Source organism: Prochlorococcus marinus str. MIT 9312 (genome assembly GCF_000012645.1).
In the GTDB taxonomy this organism is placed as follows: Bacteria; Cyanobacteriota; Cyanobacteriia; order PCC-6307; family Cyanobiaceae; genus Prochlorococcus_A; species Prochlorococcus_A marinus_L.
The window spans coordinates 1,216,402-1,242,014 of record NC_007577.1 but is presented as its reverse complement, the minus strand read 5'-3'; the positions used below and the strand labels follow the sequence as shown (position 1 = coordinate 1,242,014).

At 26.1% G+C, this 25,613-nt stretch carries 21 protein-coding genes; 8 read left to right on the top strand and 13 right to left on the bottom strand.

From position 1 onward, the window contains the following. The 7 genes from PMT9312_RS06855 to PMT9312_RS06825 all read right to left on the bottom strand — a co-directional run bounded on the left by PMT9312_RS06855 (position 1) and on the right by PMT9312_RS06825 (position 8,347). Positions 1 to 957 (bottom strand): hypothetical protein, encoded by a 957-nt coding sequence (locus PMT9312_RS06855; protein ID WP_011376872.1) that lies wholly within the window; start codon positions 955 to 957, stop codon positions 1 to 3. Positions 958 to 1,027: 70 nt separating this feature from the next. Continuing rightward, positions 1,028 to 1,948, bottom strand: coding sequence for a hypothetical protein (locus tag PMT9312_RS06850; protein WP_011376871.1), 921 nt, complete (start codon positions 1,946 to 1,948; stop codon positions 1,028 to 1,030). Then, the gene (locus PMT9312_RS09360) at positions 1,949 to 3,244 is read right to left on the bottom strand and encodes a class I SAM-dependent methyltransferase (RefSeq protein ID WP_011376870.1); all 1,296 of its coding nucleotides are present in this window, start codon (positions 3,242 to 3,244) and stop codon (positions 1,949 to 1,951) included. A gap of 133 nt (positions 3,245 to 3,377) precedes the next feature. Next, complete coding sequence (asnB, locus tag PMT9312_RS06840) at positions 3,378 to 5,246, bottom strand: asparagine synthase (glutamine-hydrolyzing) (RefSeq protein ID WP_011376869.1); 1,869 nt, start codon at positions 5,244 to 5,246, stop codon at positions 3,378 to 3,380. A gap of 3 nt (positions 5,247 to 5,249) precedes the next feature. Next, entirely contained in the window at positions 5,250 to 6,362 is a 1,113-nt protein-coding gene (locus PMT9312_RS06835; RefSeq protein WP_011376868.1) for a glycosyltransferase, read from the bottom strand. 60 nt (positions 6,363 to 6,422) lie between these two features. After that, positions 6,423 to 7,604 carry a hypothetical protein gene (locus PMT9312_RS06830; protein ID WP_011376867.1) on the bottom strand — a complete coding sequence of 394 codons (1,182 nt, stop codon included), beginning with the start codon at positions 7,602 to 7,604 and terminating at the stop codon, positions 6,423 to 6,425. Beyond that, positions 7,604 to 8,347: a hypothetical protein gene (locus PMT9312_RS06825; RefSeq protein ID WP_011376866.1), complete on the bottom strand. Its 744-nt coding sequence runs from the start codon at positions 8,345 to 8,347 to the stop codon at positions 7,604 to 7,606. Before PMT9312_RS06825 ends, PMT9312_RS06830 begins: the two co-directional genes overlap by 1 nt. Positions 8,348 to 8,478: 131 nt before the next feature. On the opposite strand from PMT9312_RS06825, the gene PMT9312_RS06820 reads away from it, so the two are divergent. Together PMT9312_RS06820 and PMT9312_RS06815 are read left to right on the top strand one after the other, a co-directional pair. Further along, complete coding sequence (locus PMT9312_RS06820; RefSeq protein ID WP_011376865.1) at positions 8,479 to 9,642, top strand: glycosyltransferase; 1,164 nt, start codon at positions 8,479 to 8,481, stop codon at positions 9,640 to 9,642. Positions 9,643 to 9,644: 2 nt separating this feature from the next. Continuing rightward, complete coding sequence (locus PMT9312_RS06815; protein WP_011376864.1) at positions 9,645 to 10,634, top strand: MraY family glycosyltransferase; 990 nt, start codon at positions 9,645 to 9,647, stop codon at positions 10,632 to 10,634. Here the strand turns inward: PMT9312_RS06815 and PMT9312_RS06810 are convergent. Then, complete coding sequence (locus PMT9312_RS06810; RefSeq protein WP_011376863.1) at positions 10,603 to 11,973, bottom strand: hypothetical protein; 1,371 nt, start codon at positions 11,971 to 11,973, stop codon at positions 10,603 to 10,605. The genes PMT9312_RS06815 and PMT9312_RS06810 overlap by 32 nt on opposite strands. Positions 11,974 to 12,243: 270 nt before the next feature. On the opposite strand from PMT9312_RS06810, the gene galE reads away from it, so the two are divergent. The 5 genes from galE to PMT9312_RS06785 all read left to right on the top strand — a co-directional run bounded on the left by galE (position 12,244) and on the right by PMT9312_RS06785 (position 18,434). Then, complete coding sequence (galE, locus tag PMT9312_RS06805) at positions 12,244 to 13,302, top strand: UDP-glucose 4-epimerase GalE (protein ID WP_011376862.1); 1,059 nt, start codon at positions 12,244 to 12,246, stop codon at positions 13,300 to 13,302. Between the two features lie 219 nt (positions 13,303 to 13,521). Next, positions 13,522 to 14,607 (top strand): GDP-mannose 4,6-dehydratase, encoded by a 1,086-nt coding sequence (gene gmd / locus PMT9312_RS06800; RefSeq protein ID WP_152556508.1) that lies wholly within the window; start codon positions 13,522 to 13,524, stop codon positions 14,605 to 14,607. Positions 14,608 to 14,675: 68 nt separating this feature from the next. Continuing rightward, positions 14,676 to 15,674, top strand: coding sequence for a GDP-L-fucose synthase family protein (locus PMT9312_RS06795; RefSeq protein WP_011376860.1), 999 nt, complete (start codon positions 14,676 to 14,678; stop codon positions 15,672 to 15,674). 157 nt (positions 15,675 to 15,831) lie between these two features. Beyond that, the gene (locus PMT9312_RS06790) at positions 15,832 to 17,262 is read left to right on the top strand and encodes a mannose-1-phosphate guanylyltransferase/mannose-6-phosphate isomerase (RefSeq protein WP_011376859.1); all 1,431 of its coding nucleotides are present in this window, start codon (positions 15,832 to 15,834) and stop codon (positions 17,260 to 17,262) included. Positions 17,263 to 17,366: 104 nt separating this feature from the next. Continuing rightward, positions 17,367 to 18,434, top strand: coding sequence for an SDR family NAD(P)-dependent oxidoreductase (locus tag PMT9312_RS06785; RefSeq protein WP_011376858.1), 1,068 nt, complete (start codon positions 17,367 to 17,369; stop codon positions 18,432 to 18,434). Positions 18,435 to 18,890: 456 nt separating this feature from the next. Here the strand turns inward: PMT9312_RS06785 and PMT9312_RS06780 are convergent, their stop codons facing one another. The 5 genes from PMT9312_RS06780 to PMT9312_RS09865 all read right to left on the bottom strand — a co-directional run bounded on the left by PMT9312_RS06780 (position 18,891) and on the right by PMT9312_RS09865 (position 24,642). Beyond that, positions 18,891 to 20,315 (bottom strand): nucleotide sugar dehydrogenase, encoded by a 1,425-nt coding sequence (locus PMT9312_RS06780; protein ID WP_011376857.1) that lies wholly within the window; start codon positions 20,313 to 20,315, stop codon positions 18,891 to 18,893. A 126-nt stretch (positions 20,316 to 20,441) separates the two neighbouring features. Next, complete coding sequence (locus tag PMT9312_RS06775; protein WP_011376856.1) at positions 20,442 to 21,989, bottom strand: ArnT family glycosyltransferase; 1,548 nt, start codon at positions 21,987 to 21,989, stop codon at positions 20,442 to 20,444. Between the two features lie 80 nt (positions 21,990 to 22,069). Next, the gene (locus tag PMT9312_RS06770) at positions 22,070 to 23,443 is read right to left on the bottom strand and encodes a hypothetical protein (RefSeq protein ID WP_152556505.1); all 1,374 of its coding nucleotides are present in this window, start codon (positions 23,441 to 23,443) and stop codon (positions 22,070 to 22,072) included. Between the two features lie 73 nt (positions 23,444 to 23,516). Continuing rightward, on the bottom strand, positions 23,517 to 24,167 hold the full coding sequence (locus PMT9312_RS06765; RefSeq protein ID WP_011376854.1) for a methyltransferase domain-containing protein: 651 nt from the start codon (positions 24,165 to 24,167) through the stop codon (positions 23,517 to 23,519). Positions 24,168 to 24,435: 268 nt separating this feature from the next. After that, positions 24,436 to 24,642: a hypothetical protein gene (locus PMT9312_RS09865; protein ID WP_193741837.1), complete on the bottom strand. Its 207-nt coding sequence runs from the start codon at positions 24,640 to 24,642 to the stop codon at positions 24,436 to 24,438. Positions 24,643 to 24,970: 328 nt separating this feature from the next. Here PMT9312_RS09865 and PMT9312_RS09860 point away from each other — a divergent pair, with 328 nt between their 5' ends. Further along, complete coding sequence (locus PMT9312_RS09860) at positions 24,971 to 25,597, top strand: hypothetical protein (protein ID WP_193741836.1); 627 nt, start codon at positions 24,971 to 24,973, stop codon at positions 25,595 to 25,597. Positions 25,598 to 25,613: the final 16 nt, after the last annotated feature.

The window sequence follows — 25,613 nt, the reverse complement described above, 5'->3', positions numbered from 1 at the left end:
TTATTTATTAAATAAATTTCTTGATAGAAATTTTAAGAAAGACTTTATTGATTTTTTAATATTTGATAATTTAGATTTATTATTCTTTTGAATCATTCTTTCTTCGAAGTATTTTCTTCTTATTAGTGGAAAATCATCATAAAGTTCAAAGGCAAATTTTAATTTTGTAATAAGGTTTAATTTCTGCAAATGATATAGAGATAATTGATGATTAGAAATTACTTTAGCTTTGTCATTGCTCGGTGGACAATTTCCTTCCTTAAGATAATTATCTAAGTGATCATATAAATCAAAAAATTTGTTCGCATATTCAGAATTTGTAAAAAACCAAAAATCTAGTAGACCATTTTGATCATTAGGGTAACCTAAGTTTACTTTGTTCAACTTTTGAAGTTCAGGATCTTTTCTTTTTATGAGATCATAAAAGTCGCCCTTACCTCCTTTAAATCTATCCTCTCCATTTTTATCTACAAAAGCAGTCCAATTAGCAGCATAGAAAAATTGATTATCAAAATCTTTAAAAATTAAATCTTTCATAAATGCAATATCAAATCTTGTTGTCATTACAAAATCATATTTAAATTTATTCTTTATTTCATAATCCTTTCTTAGTTCATTTACAGCTTTAATTGAATACCATTTACTGTAATGACTTTGTTTTCTTATCATTGCTTCTTTTCTTTTCCAAGGTCTATCGCTCCCTTTTACATAATTTGGAATTTTAAATTTTCTTTGTTTTTCAATTATGTAACCTTTTGGTGCAAAAAGTTCTCTTATTTCCTGTTCAAATTCTACATCCCAACAGTGAACAAAAATGTCAACATCATTTTTATCTATAATGTGAAGTTTATATAGCTCATAAGCTTTTTTTAAAATTCTTGTATCAGATTTATTGAAATTTGTTTTTCCCGCAACATTGCCTATCTTTCCAGAAATACATAGAGCTACTTTAGGCATTTTATGAATATTAAACCTTTTGCAATATTAAAATAGATTTTTGTAAATTAAGAATTTAAAATCTTATTCTTTAAATATTTTTAAAAAAATATTTAAATATATTTCCTTTAATAATCTTAATTTTGTTTTTTAATTTTTTTAGAAGAATATTTAAATATATTTCCTTTAATAATCTTAAGTTTGATTTTTTATTATAGTATTGCCAATCTTTTTCAGGATCTGGATCTACAGCTCCAGATACTCCGAAACTCGATGTCCATTTTTTACTTAAGTAAATACTAGGTTTTGAAATTGTAGGTTTTACTCTTATGTTCAAAACATCTCTGTATCCTTTGATAATAGGGTTAACTCTATGAATAGAGTTATTTGAAAAGGCGCAAGCAGTAAATTGCTTACCAATTAACTTTTTACCCGAACAATTTTTATATTTTATTAAATTTTTTACTTCATCTTCAAGTCTTCCATCATTTGGAGCAGGCTCCCAATTATTTGGACCTAGTCTCGTACATTTTGCTAACATTCCTCGATTATTTTCATCTGCTAAATACTCAAATGGGGAATTAAATTGATTTACCTCATTTAAATAAATTATTATTTTAATTATTTCATTTGGATTATTATCATGATGCCAAAGATAAGAATCTTTTTTTATTTCAATTTTTTGGGTTCTGTAAATATAAACTTTATCTACAAATAGATTACAACCATAAAATGTCTCTTCTAAATATGGGATTAATTGTTCACAAGTTTTATTTATAGGTAATGCATAAGGCCAAAAGTTTTTAATGCCACTAATATTACCTAATTTATGTTTACCTGTATCAAACTCTCTTTTGATATTTTTAGACAAATCTAATAAGTAATCTTTCGTTTCCTTAGTAAAGAAATTATGAGGAATTACCCTTACTGGATTTTCATAAAATGAAGAAAGATAAGGTTTTTTGTTTTTATATGATTCTCTACAATTTAGGAAGTAATTTTTGTAATCCATTTACTTATAACAAATATAAATAGCTCGGTATCCAGCTGAATAAGCTTTGTAAATATTTTGTACTCTAACTGTTGAAAAATATTTACGTAACTTTTTATGTATTGATGATAACTTTATATTTACTGTAGGATGATTAACTGGTGTTTCAAATACAAAATAATTACATTTATTCGATATTTGTTTTAGAAAATTATCCGCACCTTTATAATTCTTATAAATTTGATGTAATACTGAATTCATAATAATCAATTCAAAATTATTATTGGTTTCAAATAAGTAATTAGTTACGTCTTGATTAATAAATTCTATATTTCTTATATTCATTAATTCTTTTAATTTCTCTGCAACTTTAATATTCTTACTATCAAGTTCTATAGCAACTACATTTTTTGCACCATGAATTATTGATTGAAAACTAAAAAAACCATGATTAGATCCAATATCTAGTACAGACTTATTTTTTATTTTATTAAAAGGTATAAAAGGTAATTTTTTATAACAGTCAAACCTATAATGATCAGATTTATAGCCTTCCATTATAAATCCATTATCGAACTTAAATCCCTCATATAAGCTACCTTTCCATTGAGGGATGTATTCAGAGTTAAAATTCTTGGCAAATATGTTCTTAAGTTTATAATATTCTTCTAATAATTCTGCTTTTGTTTTTTTATTTGAGGGGAAATGATATCTTTCTTTTAAGATTTTAAATCTAGAAAAGTCAACTATTTTATTATTTATAAGATTGGTTTTTTTATACCATTCGTCTTCAGGAAATAAGTTATATTCCTCCATAAAATAATAGAATTTATCAAGAAAATAAGGATAAATATTTAGATTCTTAATTAAGTAAGGTAAATCTCTAAGGGGGACAAAGTTTTTTATTGAGTTATATCTTTTAAGAAAAATTTTGAAAATATTCTTATTTATTATGTTCTCCATAAAAGTAATCAAAAACGTTTCTTTGGATTCATTCTCAACTAATTCTGTACTAAATATTTTAGGAAATATCTCAATATTATTCTTCATTATAAGAGTTGTCATTTCCAAAGCCTCTTTAATAGAATCATCTCTTTGAGGCTTTTCTTTAGTAATTTTAACTCCCATTTCTTTTGAGAATGGTATAAAAATTGAATCATCTCCCCTAATACCTTTACCTTTATAGAAATTGTCATTTAGATTTAGCTCAAAATTAAATTGTCTTTTTTTCGTATTGAAAAGTTCGTCGAATGTAATTTTTTTATTTTTATATATTAATTTTAAATTAAGTTCTTTTCCCTTTAATTTAATATCCATTTAAGCCTTGATAATTTATTACAATTTAATTGTAATTAACCCATGTTGGAGTTTGGAATTTACTTAAATGTAACTATATTTAATTTGTTTTTAAATAATTTTTATAATAAAAAATAGTTTAGAACTTATAAATTTAAAAATTTTTATTATACCATTGTTGAAAAATCAAAAGGTTCCATATTTGATTATGCCAAGACCTTATCCCAGAATAATGTTCATATTTGATTCTTTCAATAATATCAATATCTAATAAATTATGTTTCTTTAAAGATTCAATAGATAAATAATCTAAAGTAAGTTCTTTGAGTGGACCTTTTATCCAATTATTAAGAGGAGCGCTAAATCCTTTTTTTGGCCTTTCATATATATTTTTGGGAAGATATTTATTCAATAATTTTTTTAATATGAATTTTCTATTTAGTAATTTTTTTTTATATGTAGGATTAATAGAGTCAATAATTTCAGGAATTTCATGGTCAAGAAAAGGGGCCCTTACTTCTAATGAATTATGCATACTTGCTCTATCAACTTTAGTTAAAATACAATCAGGTAGATAAGTTTCAAAATCATATTCACACATTTCTTGAATATTTTTTAAATCTTTATATATATAATGTTTTTGATTATTCTGAGGAGTTAATGGGAAATATTGATCTCTATATAATGAGTTGAATTTTTCATAAATATTATCATCATTTGCATCTGATAATAGACTGATTAATTTAATTATCTTGTCAATCTTTATAGAAAAGTTTTTATTACTTTCAATCTTGTGAATCAAAACTTCCAAAATTCTATCAATTGTTTTAAATTTTTTATAAAATTTTATTGCTTTTAGGAATAACCTTAATTGGTTTACTTTGTAGTATCTATCGTACCCAATAAACATTTCATCTCCGCCATCTCCACTAAGACATACTTTGACATCCCTTGAAGCATATTTACATAGAATGTTTGTTGCAATGGATGATTGATCTGCAAACGGTTCTCCATAAATCTCACTTTGTAAATCAATATTATTTAATAATTCTTTTTCTTCAATATTTATAGTCGTATGATCAGTTCCCAAAAAATTTGCTATTTTTTCAGCATAATTAGATTCATCTATAGATTGATCATCAAAACCGATAGTGAAAGTTTTAATTCTTTGTTTTGAGTTCCTTTGAATAATACTTGTAACTAAAGAAGAATCTATGCCTCCCGATAAAAAACAAGCAATGGGAACATCCGATATTGTTCTTGACAAACAACTTTTTATAATTTGATTTTGTAGTAAATCTTCTGCTTCTTTTTGATTAGCTAATTTGATTGTTTTTTTATTTTTATTTTTGTAACTGTATTTTTTGTAAGTAATATTTTGATCAATGCTTAAAATGTGGCCTGGCTCTAATTTATAAATATCTTTATATATTGTTAATGGATTTTTAATGTAGTTAAACCTCAGATAATGAGACAAAGCTTCTTTATTAATTATTTTTGATATTGTAGGTATTTTTAATATTGATTTAATTTCTGATCCAAAATATAAAGTATCTTTTTGGAGAGTATAAAATAATGGTTTTTCACCAAATCTATCTCTTACAAGATGTATTTTTTTTTCTAAAGAGTCCCAAACTGCAAATGCAAACATTCCATTAAGCATTTTTGAAGCATTTGTTATTCCACGTAAAGCTATAAGTTCAATTAATACTTCTGTATCTGAATTACTTTTGAAATTTGAAATCCCATTTGTTTTGAGATAATCTTTAAGATTTTTATAATTGTATATTTCACCGTTAAAAGTTAAGTGAAATCTACCATCTTTACTATGAAAAGGTTGATTCCCATTGTCAGATAAATCTAATATGGATAATCTTGTATGACCAAGGAAAACAGTACTATATTCATTAATCCATATGTCTCTGTGATCAGGCCCTCTATGCATGAGAGTCTCATTCATATTGTGAATATTTTGAGGATCTATACTACTTTGAAATGAGATAATTCCTGTTATACCACACATGATTTAAATTTTGGAATAAAGCTCTTGGTATTTTTTAATCATATTTTCTTGTGAAAAGTTATTTTTAATTCTAACTCTAGCCATTTTTGATTTAATACTAAATAAATTAGAAGTAATTCCTAAAATATAAAGGAGAGTTTGAAATAAATTAATCGGCTCATAACCATTTACAATAAAACCTGTGTCACCAATAATTAATTTGGCATCTCCTACATCAGTAGATATACATGGAGCTCCAGTAGCCATTGCCTCTGCTATTACATTTGGAAAAGCTTCTCCATAGGAAGAACATACTATGCAGAAATCTATTGAATTATAGAATTTATTCATGTCTTTAACTTCTCCCATAATGCCAATATAAGGTAATAAGATATCTAAGTCTTTTTTGTATATATTTTTAAGGTTATTATAATTAACATCCCTCCCAGCAAGAATGAATTTTATATTAGTTGGATTTATTTTGTTTTTAATAAGTTCATGTATCGTTTCTAAAAGTAAGATATGATTTTTTTGCTCATCAAATCTTGCTGGCATACCTATTCTTAAATTGCCATAATTTAGGATTCTTTTATTAATAGGTTTAAATAATTCAGTGTTAATTCCATTTGGGATATGAACACTTAATCTTTTATTAAATCCCATTTTTTCATGAAGTGATTTTGCAGATAAAGAGCAGTAAATAATTTTATTAGGAGATATATAGGATAAAGGTATTTGAATAAATCTTGAGAAAATTGAATATAAAGAGCTGCCACCTATTCTCAAAGTAGTATTTCGTACACACCAAATTACTTCTTTATTTGCTATGAAACCTAATAATGAAGAAAAAACATCAGAAACATACATCCATGAATGTATAATTGAAACTTTTTCTTCTCTGATAATTTTTAATGATCTTATTAAATAAAGAGGGAATAGGAGTAAATTTTTTTTTATATTTAAACTATAAACTTTTATACTTTCCTTTTCAATTTGATTTGTTAAATAATAATCTCCACCTGTTAAGGTTAAAATTCTATGATTATTTATATGGTCATTAATAACTAATTTAGCTAGCGTCTCTTCTGCGCCAGCTTTTTCTAAGCTATAAATAATATGTAGTATTCTTCTACTCAATTTATTGATTTATAGAATTAATTCATTATAGTAAATAGTTTAATTTCAAAGAAAATCATATTAAGTCTTATTTAAAATTTTTTTATTATATTCTTTTTCGCAAAAATAAATTGATAACCAAAAAGGTATTGTAGAAATATTAAACTTACTTAAGAAAACCATTAATAAGAATAAAAATAATCTGCCTGAATGTTTTATTGCAGGTTTAAACATAAAATAGAAAAGAATAAAGGAAAGGATGCCAAATTGGTAAAAAAGATTTATAAATTGCGTTAATGAATTTATTAATAAATCTGGTATTTCAAAACTAGTACCAAGAATTAATGATAAAAGACCTCTTTCAGGGTTAAAAACTTGAGCAATAGTGAAAGCTCTTGTAAAGTCTATGCTTCCAAATCTATTGAAAATACCGATTACTCTTGGCAATGTGTATAAAATTGAGATGGTAATAGTTGTCAGAATGATTAACGAAGAAAAAATATTTTTCTTCTTCAATCTATAAAAACTTATAGTAAATCTTTTAAAAAGCTTTACAAAAAATTTATTTTTAATTAGATTTTCAATAATCATAAAGATTAATATTAAAACTAATGCGAGCGTTCCTTGATTTGATCTGCTTATCATTATTGAAAACATTCCTAGTAACAGAGGTATATTTTTAGAAGATAAATCTTTGATTTTAAATTGATTATTAAAATATAACTTTAATGATAAGAAAATTACAATTATAGAAGTGTTGTCACCAGGCTCAGCATATATTCCGGTCGGCCTTATTATCCCCTCACCAGAAACTGTATATCCAGCCCAAGTTTTTGGGTCTATCCCATAAAGTAATGAAAAATTAAGAGAATTTTTAAAAAGAATTATCGCTATAAAATCTAATATGGTAAAAAAAGAAAGAATAATTAATACGTAATTTATAACTTTATTAATATCAATTTTATTAGAAAATTTATAATTAGTTTTTGAAAATAAACCTATTGAATTCGCTGTGAAGACTGATGCATAAAAGGATTTATATTGAATAGGATTGTTACTTATTATTCCAGTGAAAAGTCCAATTATTGCGACAAAAGTAAATATGATTGATTGCTTTGGAATAATTGATGCTTTTCTATAAAAAATTATTATTAAAAAAAATAGAATACAGCAATCACTTATACTAAATAAAGGAATAATGTTTGTATCTGTTAAGCTTAGTAAGATAACAAATATGGATATTAACAAGTTTTGCTTATTCATTAACTATTTATAAAAACTTTTATTTTGCTAAGTATTTTGTGTAATAACCATTTAAATGATTCAAATAAATTCATAATTTTCCTTTTTCTTAAGTTAATTGGGTAATTTCTTAATTTAAGTTTATAGAAGCTCCATGGGAACCATTTGCCTCTTTGGATAACATGATGCTTATAAGGAAATAAATCTAATGATGAACTATAAAATCCTAAATATTTTTTTGATCTTTTATTACCTTCAATTTCAAATTGCCAAGGAGATTCATTACAAACTAATAATTCAACTAAAAAGCTTTTTCGCCATAGTGAAGCTTGAAGAGATAATCTATAAGGTTCTTTTTCTGAAAGCTTTGAAAATACAGCCATAGATTTATATTTAGGCTTTGGCCTTGGAACTAATCTAAGATAATTTATATCTGCATTTCTTTTCATATTTAGTACTAAGCTGTATAAGAGTTGATTATTAACTTTGTCTTGCAAAATAAAGTCATCTAATGCAAGAAGAATAATATCCTCCTTATAATTTTTTAGACAATTTATTAATATATTTGACCAGTAAATGTTTTTGTGTGTAAAAACATCAATATTTGTTTTGAATTTTTGGCCATTATCTAGGTAATCTGAAGCAATAGTTAAGGGCCATTCTCTATCAGGCCAATGTTTGTTATAGGAATATATTAATGTTTCTAATAATTCGGAATATTCATTACAAGTTGTAATTATAACTCTAGCCTCAGAAATGCTCATTAAATATAAATTCAACTCATAATTTTAAATTTAACAAAGAATATAATTGTCAAAATAAATAAATTGTATAAATACTTAATTTTTAATAAAAAACTTATTAGGCTAATATAAAAAAGTAGTTGAATTTTATAATGAAAAATTTAATAATATCTGCAAATTCTTTAAGTTTTATTTTAGATTATAAGTTGCAGTTAATTAGTTCTCTTTTAAAAAAAGATAGAGATATAAATTTATACGTACTTATACCTGATAAAACTCATGAGAAATATCAAGAAGATAATTTTCTTGAATTTAAATCATTAGTTCCAGATAAGAATATCTTTTATTGTTTAAAAAAAGGTACTTCTCCTTTGGCGTTAATAAATAATATTTTTTGGTTTATAAATATATCAAGAAAGTTACCTCAAAATGGAAAATGTTATTTTGTATCTCATACAGCTACTATCAATATTGCCTTGTTTTTCTTTTCTTTTATTTATAAAAATAAAAGAAATTTTGTATATAGATTTTTTATAACAGGATTCGGCCCATCACGAATTAGGAAAAGCCTTAGATCAAGATTAATAGGTAGAGTTTATATTAAAATAATGCAATTAAGTTCCCAATTAAATAAAAATAAAGTATTCGTTTTAAACACTCAAGATAGAGAAACGATTCAAGATTATAAACCTTTTAGAAAAGTTTATGTAATAAGAGAATCAGGACTTCTTCTGGAAAATCTAATCAAAATATATAATATGCAAATTATAAAGCCTCCTTTGGAGAAACTGAAAATAGTTTATATAGGAAGATTTCTTTTGGAAAAAGGTGTAAATGACTTGCCAATAATTTCATTTTATTTGAATCTAGCGGGCATAAAACATACAATTACAGCATATGGCAAACATGACCCTTCAAATTCTTCTTCTTTAACACTTGATGAAATAAAAAAACTTGAGACTGAAGATCTTAAATTTAAATCTTCTAGACCTTTCCAAGAAGTTTTTAAAGATTCTCATATATTTTTGTTCCCAAGTGCTCGAGAAGGTCATCCAAGATTTGTCCTTGAGTCTATGGCATATCAATGTATTCCAATTGTCTCACCAAATCCAGGCTTGGATGTTGATGTCGTTCATCTTTTTAATGGGATTGTATCTTCTACTTCATCTCCATCATCTTTGGCAGGATCTGTGATTAGGTTAGTTAAAGATGAAAAACTTTATAATAAAATTAAGCATGGATGCAAAATTTATACCGAAGAAATAACTAAAATATCAACATGGAGAACTAATTTAGAAGAAATATTTTCTCAATAATAATGAATTTCTTTTATCTTCTGCTAGTAATTTTTACTTTTATAAGTTCATATTTAATAACACCAAAAATTATAAATTTTGCTAAGAATAGAAAGATATTTGATGAGCCTAATTATAGAAAGAAACATTATTCTCCTATACCTAGGATAGGAGGATTAGGTATTTTCTTTTCTTTAACAATAAGTTTTTCAATCCTATTTTTATTTGATAAGAGTCAAATCTATATACAAAATCAAAGCTATATTTTATTTATTTTTGTATGTTTTCTCTCTATATTCATTTTAGGATTTGTAGATGATTTGAAATCTATATCACCTTTTTTTAGATTAATTTTACAATTTTTTATTTCTACAATTGCATGGTTTCAATTGGTGAAGATTAAGGGTTTATATTTTTACTTCACTAACTTAGATAATTTTTTTAATATTGATTCTAATTTTATTTCTTATTTGTTTACAGTTTTTTGGATTGTCGCGGTAATAAACGCCATCAATTGGATTGATGGTATGGATGGCTTGTTAATAGGTTTAACATGTATTTATTCATTTACTTTCTTTGTAATAAATTATTTGAATAATAATTTCATAGACGCATTAGTATCAATAATAATGTTTTCTGCATGTCTGGGATTTTTGAAATTTAATAAATATCCAGCAAAAATAATGACTGGTGATGGGGGCTCATATCTACTAGGTTTCTATTTATCTATATCAGTATTAACATGTGGGAAAAGTCCAGGTATAGTAAATCCCTTTTTGATTACAAGCTTATTATTATGGCCATTGATTGATATGTTAAGAGTAATAATAGTAAGAATATTGAATCGAAAATCACCTTTCTTTCCAGATAGAAATCACTTACATTACCTTTTGGTTGATAGTGGAATGAATCAGAAAAAATGCTTATATATTATTTTTTTTATTTCTATATTAATGTCATTTTTAAATATAGTAATTAATTTTAAATTTCAAAATATCTCTTTACCTTATTAAAGAAATCTTTTGTATTAATATTTTTTGAACCATATGATTTAAATATATCATTACTTTTTTTACCGTAACAAATAAAAATTCCTTCTCTACAATGGTAACCAGTTCCTATATCTCTTTTAACGAACTCTATGTCTAAATCTTTTGCTGTAAAAGTTTCACCTTTTATAAAAAACTTTTTTGTTTTAAATGCATGATAAGAGTGTTTGATAGAAATATTTATAGAATTTCCATCGTTGACATATCTAGGTATAAAAATCAATTTTCCATTTTTATCTTTTATTTGTTTTAAATTTTCCAAAAGTTTTGTTTTGGATTTTTTATCTTTACAATTAATACATAAATCAGGTTGCATGGCAGGTAATAATTGATAGTGTTTTTGATTTAGGCCAATAGCTTTAATAATTTTCCCAATACTTCCAACATAAATCTCAGGAAAATCATCTTCCCTTTTTATTGCTTCTTGACCCATGCTACTTAAGATCCATAAATCGTAATTGTGAGACTTACTAAATTTAATTAATTCCCCAATTTGATTATCTGCAATATGCATAGCTTTATTAATTGATTCCAAGTGGAAATTATCATTATTTATTTTATCTCCGAAATCCTCTGGGAATGTATATCGCCAATATCTATGCATTATGCCTGCCACATGATTAGTAAAAAAAGTACTGAATTCAGGTTTCTTCTTTTCAAGCATCTTTATATAAATATCGAAACCTAAAATAGGTTGAAGAAGGGATCTCAGGGTTTTATTTCTTTTATCAAAAATTTCATAAATGACTTGATTAAAAACTTTTAGTATTGTTTTAAATCTAAATGTTCCTAAAACAATTAATTTCAGAAACTTATATATTTCTTTAGAAGAGATAGTTCTTGAGATGGCTTTATTTTTCTCAGTTAAACTTAAATTAAAATCTTGGAATATTTCTAGAACTTTTGGATAAGCATCTATATCTGGAGCAAAAGTATCAGGTAAATAAAAAGATACAAATCTATTTTTAATGGGCGGATATGATTGTAACGAACCAAAAATACCTATTGATTTTTCATTTTCGATTAGGACTTCCCAAATTGGAGGCCATTTTTTTGCACTATTTAAATTTTGATTTATAAATCTGATATTATGAATTTTATTATTAACTCCTCTGTGAACTGTTGGCCAAGTACTCCAAGGGTGTAATTCTCCATCATCTGTAGTGTAAGTATTTTTGAGAACCCCTTTTTTGCAAATATATGCAAAATTTGAATGAGGAAAAATTTTTATGTATTTTTTAAGAACCTTTATTGGCACTTCATTTAATTCATAAATAATTAATTTCTGTAAATTGGTTCTCATATTTAAGACTTAGTAAAAATATTAAAATTTAAATTAAAAAAAAGTTTTTAATTCTAAAAAGAACTTAGCCTTATTTTAAATTAAATGTAGAAAAAAAAGAAACAAAAATATTAAAAATTTAAATCGAACAAAATAATCTAATCAAATAATATATTTTTAGTTAAAACTTATTTTAGTATTTAAATCTCGAAATATTTAATCAATTAGTTAAAAACTTCTTTACATTTAAGCTAAAGTTTTTTAAAGAGAAGAAAAATTAAATTCTTATCAATGTCAAGTAATAATGTTTTAGTGACTGGTGGTATTGGTTATATAGGGATCCACACCTGCTTTACATTACTTGAAAGAGGATATAACGTATATGTTCTAGATTCATTAATAAATAGTTCTGAAAAGACACTTGAAATAATTAAGGAATATAGTAAATCACTTAATTCAAAAGGTTTTAAGAATATATTTAAATTTTATAAAGGTGATATTCGGAATATAAAAAATATAGAAAATGTATTTTCAGATGCACTTTTGAATTCAAAACCAATTGGTGGTGTAATTCATTTCGCTGGGAAAAAGTCAGTAAATGAATCTATTAATTTCCCAATGGAATATTGGGAAACAAACCTCTTAGGAACAATTAATTTGATTAGGGTAATGAATAGTTATAGTTGCTTCAATTTTATTTTTAGTAGTAGTGCTTCAGTATATGGAAAAAATTCAATAAGTCCTATTAAAGAATTTGAAAGGATTGAACCAATAAATCCTTATGGGAATACAAAAGCTACAATTGAAAAGTTTCTAATAGATGTTTTCAACAGTAAACCAAATTCTTGGAGGATTATCTTATTGCGATACTTTAATCCAATAGGCTCACACCCTAGCGGATTAATTGGAGAATCACCTTTAGAAGAATCAACAAATATTTTTCCAAAAATTTGTGAAGTTGCGATTAGGGAGAACAATGCGTTTAAAATTTATGGTAATGATTGGCCTACAAAAGATGGTACTTGTATCAGGGATTATATTCATATTATGGATTTAGTTGAAGGACACATTTGTTCTTACAATCATCTTCTGTCTCATGATCCTGAAATAAATGCTTTTAATTTAGGGACTGGTAAAGGTACAAGTGTACTTGAATTATTATCTATTTTTCAGGAAGTGAATAAATGTAAAATATTTTATGAATATGAACAACCTAGGAAAGGAGATGTAGGGGTATGTTTTGCTGATAACACTAAGGCAAAAAAGATTATGAATTGGTACCCAAAAAAGTCAATAAATGAAATGTGTAAAGATGGATGGAGATGGTATAAAAGTAACTTTAAAAATTGATTTATAAGAATTAATTTATATTTAAAAAAGTCAATTTAGAGTTCCTTTTTTATAGGGTATATATTAAGATTTTTGATTGAATTCTTTTATTACGTTAATAAGGTTATTTCTTATGTTCCTACTTAAATAGAATAAAAAATAAATAAGTTTATCTTTGGATTTATGCAAAGGTAAACAAATATACCTAATCAAATTTTTTCTATGAACTTTAGCACTGATATGAATGACAAGAATATTAAAAAAATTGCATTAATTACTGGAATTACTGGCCAAGATGGTAGTTATCTTGCAGAATTTTTACTTAATAAGGGATATCAAGTTCATGGGATTAAAAGAAGGTCTAGTAGTCTGAATACATCGAGAATCGATCATCTTTATCAAGACCCTCACGAATTAAACCAAAATTTTATTCTTCATTATGGTGATTTAACAGACTCTACGAATTTGATAAGAATTATTCAAGATGTTCAACCGGATGAAATTTACAATTTAGGGGCACAAAGTCACGTGGCAGTAAGCTTTGAGACACCTGAATATACGGCTAATTGTGATGCATTAGGAACATTAAGAATATTAGAAGCTATAAGAATTTTAGGACTTGAAAATAAAACAAAAATTTATCAAGCAAGTACTAGTGAGTTATATGGTGAAGTTCAGGAAACTCCGCAAACTGAAAAAACACCTTTTTATCCTAGGAGCCCTTATGGGGTGGCCAAAATGTATGCTTATTGGATAACAGTCAATTATAGGGAATCTTATGGAATATTTGCTTGTAATGGTATTTTATTCAATCATGAGAGTCCTAGAAGAGGCGAGACTTTCGTAACTAAAAAAATTACTAGAGGTTTAGCAAGGATACATTGTGGTTTGGATGATTGTATTTATTTAGGTAATCTTGATTCATTAAGAGATTGGGGTCACGCAAAAGACTACGTCGAGATGCAATGGTTAATGTTACAGCAAGATACTCCAGAGGATTTTGTAATTGCTACTGGAAGAAGCGAATCCATTAGGCAATTTGTAGAAATTGCAGCTCAAAAGCTAGGTTGGAGTAAGAACGAAAATTCATCTGCAATAATTTGGGAAGGAGAAGGATTAAATGAAGTTGGAAAACGAAAAGACACAGGAGAAATTGTTGTAAGAATTGATAAAAGGTATTTTCGCCCCGCTGAAGTTGAAGCTTTAATAGGAGATTCCTCTAAAGCTAGAAAAGAATTAGGATGGGAACCTAAAATCCGCCTTGAAGAAATGATTGAAGAAATGATCAAATATGATTTGGAGGTATGCAAAGGCTTAGTAAATTAAAAAAAGTTACTTATGCATTAATACAAATGTTAACTTTGATTTAAAATAAATTTATACAAGAAATTCTTTTGCAAAAAAATCTTCTATTAAACTCAAAAGTATTTATTGCAGGCCATAAAGGAATGGTAGGTAGTGCAATATTTAGGAAGTTAGATAATTTAGGTTACAAGAATATAATTACAGTCACAAAAAAAGACTTAAATCTAGAGGATGCAAATAAAGTAAGACAGTGGTTTGAAAACTACAAACCAGATATTGTGATAATCGCAGCCGCAAAAGTTGGTGGAATAAATGCAAATAATAAATATCCTGTTGACTTTTTACTAAAGAACTTAAAAATTCAAAATAACTTAATAGAGGCTTCTTGGTTAAATAATGTCAATAGATTACTTTTTCTTGGTAGTAGTTGTATTTATCCAAAATTTTCAACCCAACCAATTAAAGAAGAATATTTATTAACGGGAGAATTAGAACCCACAAATGAATGGTACGCGCTAGCAAAAATTGCAGGTATAAAATTATGTCAGGCGCTTAGGAAGCAATACGGATTTGATGCAATAAGTTTAATGCCTACAAATTTATATGGTCCAGGCGATAATTATAATTTATCTTCTTCTCATGTTTTGCCTGCCTTAATAAGAAAATTTTATGAAGGGAAAGAAAATAATTTAAATGAAGTAACATGTTGGGGTACTGGTAACCCTAGAAGAGAATTTTTACATGTTGATGACTTAGCCGAAGCGGTTGTTTTTGTTCTGAAAAATTGGCATCCTTCACTTCCAGAAGCCCCAAAAGATTCTCGCAATCAAACACTCCCTTTTTTAAATGTTGGAACAGGGAATGATATTTCTATAAAAGAATTAGCTAATTTGATTGCAAAAGAAATAGGCTATTGTGGAAAAATTATCTGGGACCAATCAAAGCCAGATGGAATGTTTAGGAAGCAACTTGATGTTTCAAATATTATTAATTTGGGTTGGGAACCTAAGATTAAATTTAGTGATGGTATTAAAGATTCAATTATCGGTTTTAAAAATGAACTTAAGACAAATACTCTAAGAATATGAGTTTTAAAAAAGTTTATTATTTAATGTTTTTTTTTAGTTTATTTGAGTTTAGTAAAATATGAAGGAAAATTATCTTGTTAAAGATCAAATAAGTTTGTTTAAGATAAACTATGTTATTTTGAAATAAAAAGAATTACTGATATTAATATTATTTTTAATGGAAAAATTAAAATTACAACCAGTTATTCTTTGTGGGGGTAGTGGATCAAGGCTTTGGCCATTATCAAGAGAAAGTTTTCCTAAGCAATTTTTAAAATTAGTTGGTAATAATAATCAATCTCTTTTACAGAATACAATTTTAAGACTCAAAAAGCTGAAAAATATAGAATCACCAATTTTAATCTGTAATGAGAAGCATAGATTTATTGTAGCTGAGCAATTAAGGGAAATAAATGTTAAACCAAAGTCAATTATTCTTGAGCCTGAAGCGAAAAATACCGCACCTGCAGTGGCTGTTGGAGCTATTAGATCAAAAAATGATTTGAAAGATTCAATTTTGTTTGTCTTAGCTGCTGATCACTCTATTCAAAATGTTGATAAATATGTCGAAGTTGTTAAACAAGGTTATGAAGTTGCTTGTAAAGGAAAATTAGTAACTTTTGGAATAATTCCAACTTCCCCAGAAACAGGTTTTGGTTATATTGAATCGGCTGAAAAACTTACAACTGACATAAAGTCTTCTTCAATAATTAGATTTATAGAGAAACCTGATATTAAATTAGCAAGAAAATTAATTTTAGATAAACACTTTTCTTGGAATAGTGGAATGTTTATGTTTAAAGCAAGTAATATTATTGGTGAATTTACTAAGTATGCGCCAAAGATATTAGAGTCTTGTCATAAATCATTAGAATTTGCAGAATCTGATTTGGATTTTCTCAGATTAAATGAAAATTATTTCTCAAAATGTCAAGAAATATCTATTGATAATGCAATTATGGAAAAAACTTCTTTTGGAAGTGTTCTGCCATTAAGTGCAGGCTGGAGTGATATAGGCAGTTGGCAGGCGTTGTGGGAAAATGAGGAAAAAGATAAAAATGGAAATTTCATAAGTGGTAAAGTGATCAGTAATAATATAAAAAATTGTTATGTTAGGAGCGAAAATAGAATTATTGCTTGTTTGGGAGTTGAAGATTTAATAATAATTGAGACTAGTGATTCAATTTTAGTTTCAACAAAATCAGATTCACAAAAAATTAAATCTATAGTTAAATCATTAAATGAAAATGGATATCAAGAGGCTAAATCACATAAACAAGCTTATAGGCCTTGGGGAAACTATATTTCTATTGCGCAAGATAAAAGGTGGCAGGTTAAGAAAATAACTGTCAATCCAGGATCTTCACTTTCATTACAGATGCATCATCATCGTTCTGAGCATTGGATTGTTGTAAAAGGCACTGCTTTGGTTCAGATTGATGAAAGTAAAAAATTATTGTCGGAGAATGAAAGTGTATATATTCCTCTCGGTTCTAAACATCGTCTTTCAAATCCTGGTAAATTAGATTTAATTCTAATTGAAGTGCAAAGTGGATCTTATTTAGGTGAAGATGATATTTATAGATTTAAAGATAATTATGGAAGATAAATATTTTTAATTTTTTTTAAATTAATTTTTTAAAAAAAATTTTTATTTTATTAACTCTAAGTTATAGTAAAAGAATTTATAAATTACCTATTAATAAACATTTAATGCTTATGAATTTAAGAGGTAAAAATATTCTTGTTACTGGCGCAGCAGGTTTTATCGGTTATGCTCTTGCCGAAAGATTGTTAAAAGAAGGGGAAATAAATATCATCGGTATCGATAATTTGAACTCTTATTACAATCCAGCCTTAAAAAAAAGAAGAATTGAAATTCTTAATCAAAAAGATGAAAATAGGTTATGGCATTTTTTAAAAGTAGATTTAAAGGATAAAAATAAAGTAAATGAAATTTTTGAAAAATATAATCCCCATTTAGTGGTTAATTTGGCCGCCCAAGCGGGAGTAAGGTATTCCTTAGAAAATCCTGATACTTATTTAGAAAGTAACCTTTTAGGTTTCCTAAATATATTAGAAGGTTGTAGAAACTTTAATGTTGAACATTTAATATATGCATCTAGTAGTTCTGTCTATGGTGGAAATATAATAATGCCTTACAGTGAAGATCATAGTGTAGATCATCCTTTGAGCTTATATGCAGCAACAAAAAAATCTAATGAAATGTTGGCACATTCTTATAGTCATCTTTTTAAAATTCCTTCAACAGGTTTAAGATTTTTTACAGTTTATGGACCTTATGGAAGACCAGATATGGCTCCAATGATTTTTGCGGATTCTATTTTAAATAGAAAACCCATAAATGTTTTTAATAATGGAGATATGTCAAGAGACTTTACATTTATATCTGATATCGTGGAGGCTATTTATAAATGTTGTTTGAAAAAACCAATCTCAAATAAAAGCTTTTATGACCATCGACCAGAACCATCAACTTCTTTCGCTCCTCATAGGATTTTCAATGTAGGAAGTAATAATCCAATTAATCTCATGAGCTTTATTGAAAAATTAGAGGATGAATTAGGTATTAGTGCTATAAAAAAAATGAGACCTATGCAACCTGGCGATGTTAAATCAACCTTCGCCGATATAACAAAACTAAGTGAATGGATAAATTACCATCCAAGTACGTCTTTTAATAAAGGTATTCATCTTTTCGCAAAGTGGTATAAAGATTATTTTAAGTCTGATTACTATAGAAAACCCTCTAAAAATTGACTTTAAAGATTCAAAGTTGATCAGGTGAATAAGTTTAAATTTTTAACAAATATATGGTTTTTCTAGACCGTTTAAAAAAAACTAACTGCTAAATGACTTTTTGCTCCAAATTGTAAATCATATTAGGTTTAACCTCTTTAATGAGGTGAATTAAATTAGTACTTTCTTAAATCACCATAATGAAGCATAAATCTTCTATTTAATTCGAGGATTCTGATATAAATAATCTATTCTTGAGGTATTAAAACTTCTTTTCCTTATCTGATCCCATGAACTTCATATACTTGATTCAATAATAATTAAGCAAGATAACATCGAACTTGCCCTGTAATAATCTTAATTAAATAAAACTTTTTTCTTAATCACTTAAATAAATTTTACTTTTAGAAAATTATATAATTTTCTTCTGCATAACTTTAAAAATATATTATTCAAGAATTTTTTGATATCAAATTCTTAAAGAGTTCCATCCCCTATCCTCCATAAATTAAAGTCATTTTTAATTATTTCTTTTGGATTCACTATCGATCTTACGTCAAAAATCCAGGCAGGTTTTCTCATCAAAAATGCTGCGGAAGCCCAATTAATTTTCATATAATCATCCCATTCAGTAAGGATTACTACAGCATCTGCATTTACAAATTCAGAATCAATATCATCTATAAAAAACCATCTACCTTCTCCATTATAAATTTTATCCTTTTTAGATTGTTCCATACCTAAATCTTTTGATATTTGTTTAGGGGTAACTTTAGGGTCATGAATAAAAAGCTCTGCGCCTTCTTCAATCAAATCTTTACAAATTTGTATAGATGATGATTCTCTTGTGTCGTTTGTATTTGGTTTAAATGCAAAACCTAAAATACATATTTTTTTGCCTGATACAGTTCCAAATAATTTCTTAACAACTAACTGTGATATTCTATGTTGATTCCATATATTAATATTAACAACCTCCTCCCAAAATCTTGCAACTTCAGGTAGTCCGAAGTAGTTCGATAAATATACTAGATTTAATATATCTTTTTTGAAACAACTTCCACCAAAACCTGGTCCAGATTCTAGAAATTTGGATCCAATTCTGCTATCAGATCCTATCGCTCTAGAAACTTCTCTGATATCAGCTCCAGTCGCTTCACATAAAGCACTTATGGAGTTAATAGAACTTATTCGTTGAGCTAAAAAAGCGTTCGCAGTTAATTTAGCTAATTCACTACTCCATATATTGGTATGTAATATTTTTTTGCTTGGGACCCATTTTCTATAGATTGCACTCAAAGTATTAATAGCTTTTTGATTGTCTCCGCCAATTAAAACTCTATCAGGAAATTCTAGATCCTTGATAGCAGTACCCTCAGCAAGGAATTCTGGGTTAGATAAAACATCAAAAGTTACAGGCTCTGAATTATTTCTGCCCTTAGATGATTCAGATGCTTCAAGAATTGTCTTGATAACTTCTGCGGTTCTAACAGGTAAGGTGCTTTTTTCGACTACGATAGTATAACCCTTAGCAAATTTTGCAACATCTCTGGCACATGCTTCAACCCATTTGGTATCACTAGCTTGTCCTGCTCCAATTCCTTTAGTCTTAGTAGGAGTATTAACAGAAATAAAAATCATATCTGCAATTGAGATGTTTTCATAAACTTCAGATGTGAAATGCAAGTTTTTACCTCTACATCTCTTAACTATTTCTTTTAATCCAGGTTCATATATTGGTAATTTAGATAAATCATCAGAGTTCCATTCCTCTATCCTCGATACATTGAGATCCACTACATTAATTTGAATTTCTGGACATTTATCTGCCAAAACAGACATTGTAGGCCCACCAACATATCCTGCTCCAATACAACATATATTTTTAATTTCAAATGTCATTAAATTTGATTTCAAATTTGTCTTATCTTATCAACAAGATATTACTCATAATAATTTTTTTCAAAAAAGGTTTACTTTTAAAAACGAATTTCTTAATTTTATCTTTCAGATTTTTTAAAAATGGAATCATTTCTTATAAATTAATTTCCAGGGATAGAATACTTTGTCTTCATTTACAATTTGGTATTTTTTTAGTTTAATATTTTTATTAAAATCTTTTGTTGTCCAAGCATAACTGTCCCCGCTCAATACACTTAAATTATCTAATCTTCTTTTCCCAATCTTGGGTGTTTTAACCATTATTTTTATTATTTTGGATAATACTTCATCATCATTAAATTCAGGTTTTATGATTTCAATTGATATGTTTGATAGGTTTTCATTTTTAACTAAATTTTCAATTGCAATTCTTAATTCTTTTGATTTATCTGTTATGAGACCAGATTGTACTAGAAATAAAATCAAAAGATAAGGTCCTATAATTGCGAAATTTAATTTTCTTTTTTTATTTTTGAGGAGATTATATGTTATCCATATCAAACTAAATAACCCTGCTCCTATAAAAATAAAAGGTTTAGTTCTATTATCTAGAGATATTATTTCTGAAAAATTTATAATTAGGATAAATGCAATAGTTAATATAGGAATAATAAGGAAGTTGATTTTCTCAAGATAAAAGATAATATTTTTATTATTATTTTCAATAAAGCATTTAATTCCAATATATGTATTTATAGATATTAAGGATAGAATCTGTATAGGATAATAAGGTGTTTTAGTAGAGAATAAACTAAGTAAGACTAAAATAAAAATCGGGTAATAGAATAAAAAATACCTTGAAATTATATTAACTCTTGATGCTTTAAATAACCCAACAAAAGAAGGAATTGTCCATGGAAAAATATTAATTGATAAGTTCCATAAATAATAATAGAAAGGATTAGTAAAATGATTATTCTTAGAGAGAAAAATTAATTTTTCAAAAAGACCACTATAAGTTGAAAAGCTGTATAAAAGGATGTATTTATAACTCCATAACAAAAAAGGCATGAATCCCAAAATAGTACCGACCCAGAAATTCCTTTTATAAATTAATTTTGATCTAATTAAAAAAGGAAATAGTCCTAATAAAGGTATAGCTGTTAAATATGTCTTCATCATAAATGCGAGACCTATCCAAGATCCTGAGATTAATATTTGATTTTTATTATTAGTTTTATAGGCTTTTATTGTAGATACTAAGCCTAATGATACTAATGATGAAAAAACGATATCTTGAGTAGCCATATGTGCATAATTTATCCATAGAAATGTTGTGGATAAAATAAATGCTGAATAAATTGGATTTTTATCTTTTATTAATTCTTTATGTAATTGATAAGTACAATAAATCATTAAAATAGCAGCAAAAATAATTGGGATGTAAATTACAAATATTGAATCTCCAAATAATTTCTTTGATATGGCAATTAAAAACTGAATTCCAATTGTCCTATCTGAAGTCACTTCATCCCACCACATTGGACCAATCCAATTAGATTTTTCAATTATCCATCTTGCTTGCAAAGCGTAAAATCCTTCATCATAGGCAATAAGGCTTCTTTTCCCAAAATAAATAAGTAATGGAAGAAAAAGTAAATATTTAAGTTTGCTCTTTGTATTTTCTATATTCAATTTGGAAAATCTTCTTTATAAAAGATTATATGATTATTGGCAATTTTCTTAATTCTTTTCTTATTATTAAATCTATAAAATTATCTTTGCGATTCTTCTAAGAGATTAGTTTTCAAATTAAGAAACCTTTTTGACATAGTTTTAATTGAGAATTGCTCAATATCAATTTTTTTTCCAATAGATAATTCATTTTCAGTTTCTGAGTAATTATTGTATGACTTTAGTAGAGTTTCTAGACATTTCTCTTCAGTATTTAGTAAAGGATAATTATTTATTAGTAATTTGAAGTCTTCACATTGCTCTCCAATTATTAAACACTGATTCTTAGATCCAATATATTCGATTATTTTTGAAGAAAACCAATTAACTAACTTATTATTATGAACATATAAAGGTAGAAATAAAAGTTTTGCACTATGCATAAGGTTTAATGATTCTTCATAAGAAACTTTTGGTAATACTTTAAAATACGAGCTATATTTATTTCTTTTTATAAGATTTTCTAGATCGCTTGAGCTAGTTCCAATAAATTCAACACTTACTTTAATTTCCTCTATTTTGTTTGCTTCAATATTTTCAATAAATTGCTCAAATGAATTCATGAACAATCTGAGATAGGGTATTTGTTGTTTATATAAAGTACCAAGATACCTAATAATAAAAATTTTATTTTTAGTGATTTTTTTTCTCTTTTCATTATGCATTTCTAGATCCGTACAATGAGGAATGTATTCAATTTTTGGATCATGGAGATTTTCTAATACTTTTGCCCATCCAGGCTGACAAGTTATTATTTTATCTGATTTTTTTAATACTTTTTTTTCTAGAATCTTATCAATATTTTGTCTCAATTTCATATATGGATAAATATGATTTTGACTCCATAAATCAGGAAATTCTGCAATCCATTTAATTTCTGGATTGGATTTCTTGATTTCTGCTGCTATTAAATGAGAAGAAACAGGATAAGAGCTTATAATAAGGAATGGATTATATCTTTGACATAAATGTTTTGTTAGTGGGCGCGCAGAAATTATCCAAGGCCAATGATCATCTGGGATAGCAATAAAATTTTCAAAATAAAATTTTATTTTTAAAGAAAATCTAATAAATAATTTAATTAAAGGATGGAAATTATTATTTTCGTTAATCTGATTTACTAGTCCTGAATCTATAAATAATTTATTCTTTTTCTTTTTTATTAATTTTGATAATATACTGAAAGTAAATCTAATTGGATCATAAATTGTAGTAGGACCCTTGGTTTGATATATCTTAAAAGGTTCTAAGCTTAATTTATCGAGATATCTAAATAGCGGTCTACTTAAGCAGATAACATTGTAGTTTTTGGAAAGTTCCCTGCATAATTTTGTAGTTCTATGACCTCCATATGAATAAGGCCATGGAAAACCTATAATTAATATGGTTTTTTTGTTAGATAAATTAAAATTCATATTAATAAATTCTATCATTTTAAAATAATAATACTTTACGAAAAATTATTCCTAGTTTCTAAAGTTATAAAAATTATTTCTCTTTTTCAAATATTAATCTTCTTGCATTTCTTATAAAAAATTCATCATTTCCAATAATATGTTCTGAAGGTTCGTTTTTCTTTAAATTAAAGCCAAATTCTAATAAAATTATTTCATAATTCTTTGAAAAATATGCATCATTTTTTTCTGTAGTTTCTGAATTATGGAAGTCGTCAATAATTAAATACCTCATGTAATCTTTATAATTTTCAAAATGTTTTTTTATTTCATTTTCACTTAGAAGATATAAAACTCGATCATATATTCCTAAATCAAATTTTTTAATTTTCCAATTATCTAGCTTTGAATTAATTAGTTTTGGACTGATTTTTGAAGTAAAAAAATAGGAATCTTTTTGTGACTTTTTTTTTGCAAACTTTATTGCTTTTGAACTTATATCGTATCCAAAATAGGATAAATTCCAAGGGACATTTTTATCCATACTAAATAAATTAGGCCCACTTGCACAACCAAATTCAAAAATAGCTTTGAGGTTATATTGCTGAATGAATTTAGAGTAAAAATCTCTTCTTTTGGATGGCGAATCTCTATAGTAAGTTGACCAAATATTTGGCTTTATTAAATGTCTTAATATCCAATAAAACTTTTGATTTATAATTAAATTCTTAAATTGTTTTAACACTTGTAAATTAAAATTCTTTTTATAGATTTTAAGATAATCTCAGATAAGATTAAAGTAAATGCAATTTCTATATTTACAAATAAATAAAAATAAATAGTCAAATTTATCTTATGAAAGAAAATCTTAGAAATAATAATTTTATATTTAATTCTTATTTTAATAAGACGCTAATAAGTAGATCCCTATTAATAATTGAAAAAATTATAAGTTTTTTAATGACAGCATTAATGGCAAGCATTCTCTCTTATAAAGATATTGGCTTTTGGTCTCAGGTAATGTTTTCGGTATCTCTTTTTACCTCTTTAGTAGGCTTCAATATACCTAATGGAATCATAGCTATAGTTCCAAGAATAAATAATTCAGAGGAAAAATATGAATTTATTTTTAAGTCAGCTTTATTTATATTATTAACTGGACTAATTATTTCTATATTTTTACTTTTTTTTAAGGACTTCGTATCAAATATTTTATTCAATAATGTTTTGAATTTAAATATTTTTATATTGATTCTAATTATAGGATTCTCGGAATTATTATTAGAATTTGTTCTTTATACATATAGAAGTATAAAGAATTTTAGTTTTGCAAACTATATTTTAATTCTAAGAATCTTGCCACGTATTTTTGCATTTGTAGGCATTATAAAAAATGATATTAATCTAATAATAAATTTATATTCGATAACATTTATCATTTCATGTATAACTATCATTTTATTTTTATATAGATATTATAGTTTTAAAATTATTTTCTTAATAAGAAAAAATTTAAATTTAAGTTTATTTTTTAGTCCCAAGCCTTATTTGCAGAGTCTGTTTTCACTTTCAAGAAAGTCTGTTTTCGCAACCTTAACAGCTTCATTATTCTTTTTCCTTCTTAGAAGTATTACACTTTCAAATATGGGATTAGATGGAGTAGGGCAGCTTTCTTTAGCTATTTCAGCAGGAGCAACTCTATTATCTTTAACAGCATTTGTTGGATTTACTTTCTATCCATATATAAGTAATAAGGCAATAAATGAAAAAAAAATAGCTTATCAAAAAACTAGAAAATTATCTTTAAATCTTATCTATTTATCAATACTAATCCCTTTTATTTTAATATTATTAAAATTAGTATTTAAAAATAATTTGAATTTTTATCCATTCACAATTAGCTCTATTGATCTTTTTATGGCTTTTTTAGCTTACGGATTTTTAGGTGCTTATCAATTATCACAACCATTTGCTTTTGCTTTAACTGATAATATTAATATTGTTAAAATTGAAATACTCTCATCAATTCTTTCTTTAGGCTTACTTTTTATAATTTTTTTAGTTGATAATTTTTCTATTCATTTTGCAATTCTATCATTTTGTATTTATGCATTTTGCAATTATTTGCAAGCCAATCAAAGAAACTTTAAAATATTTAAAGAGAATATTGGCTAATAGATGCCATTACAAA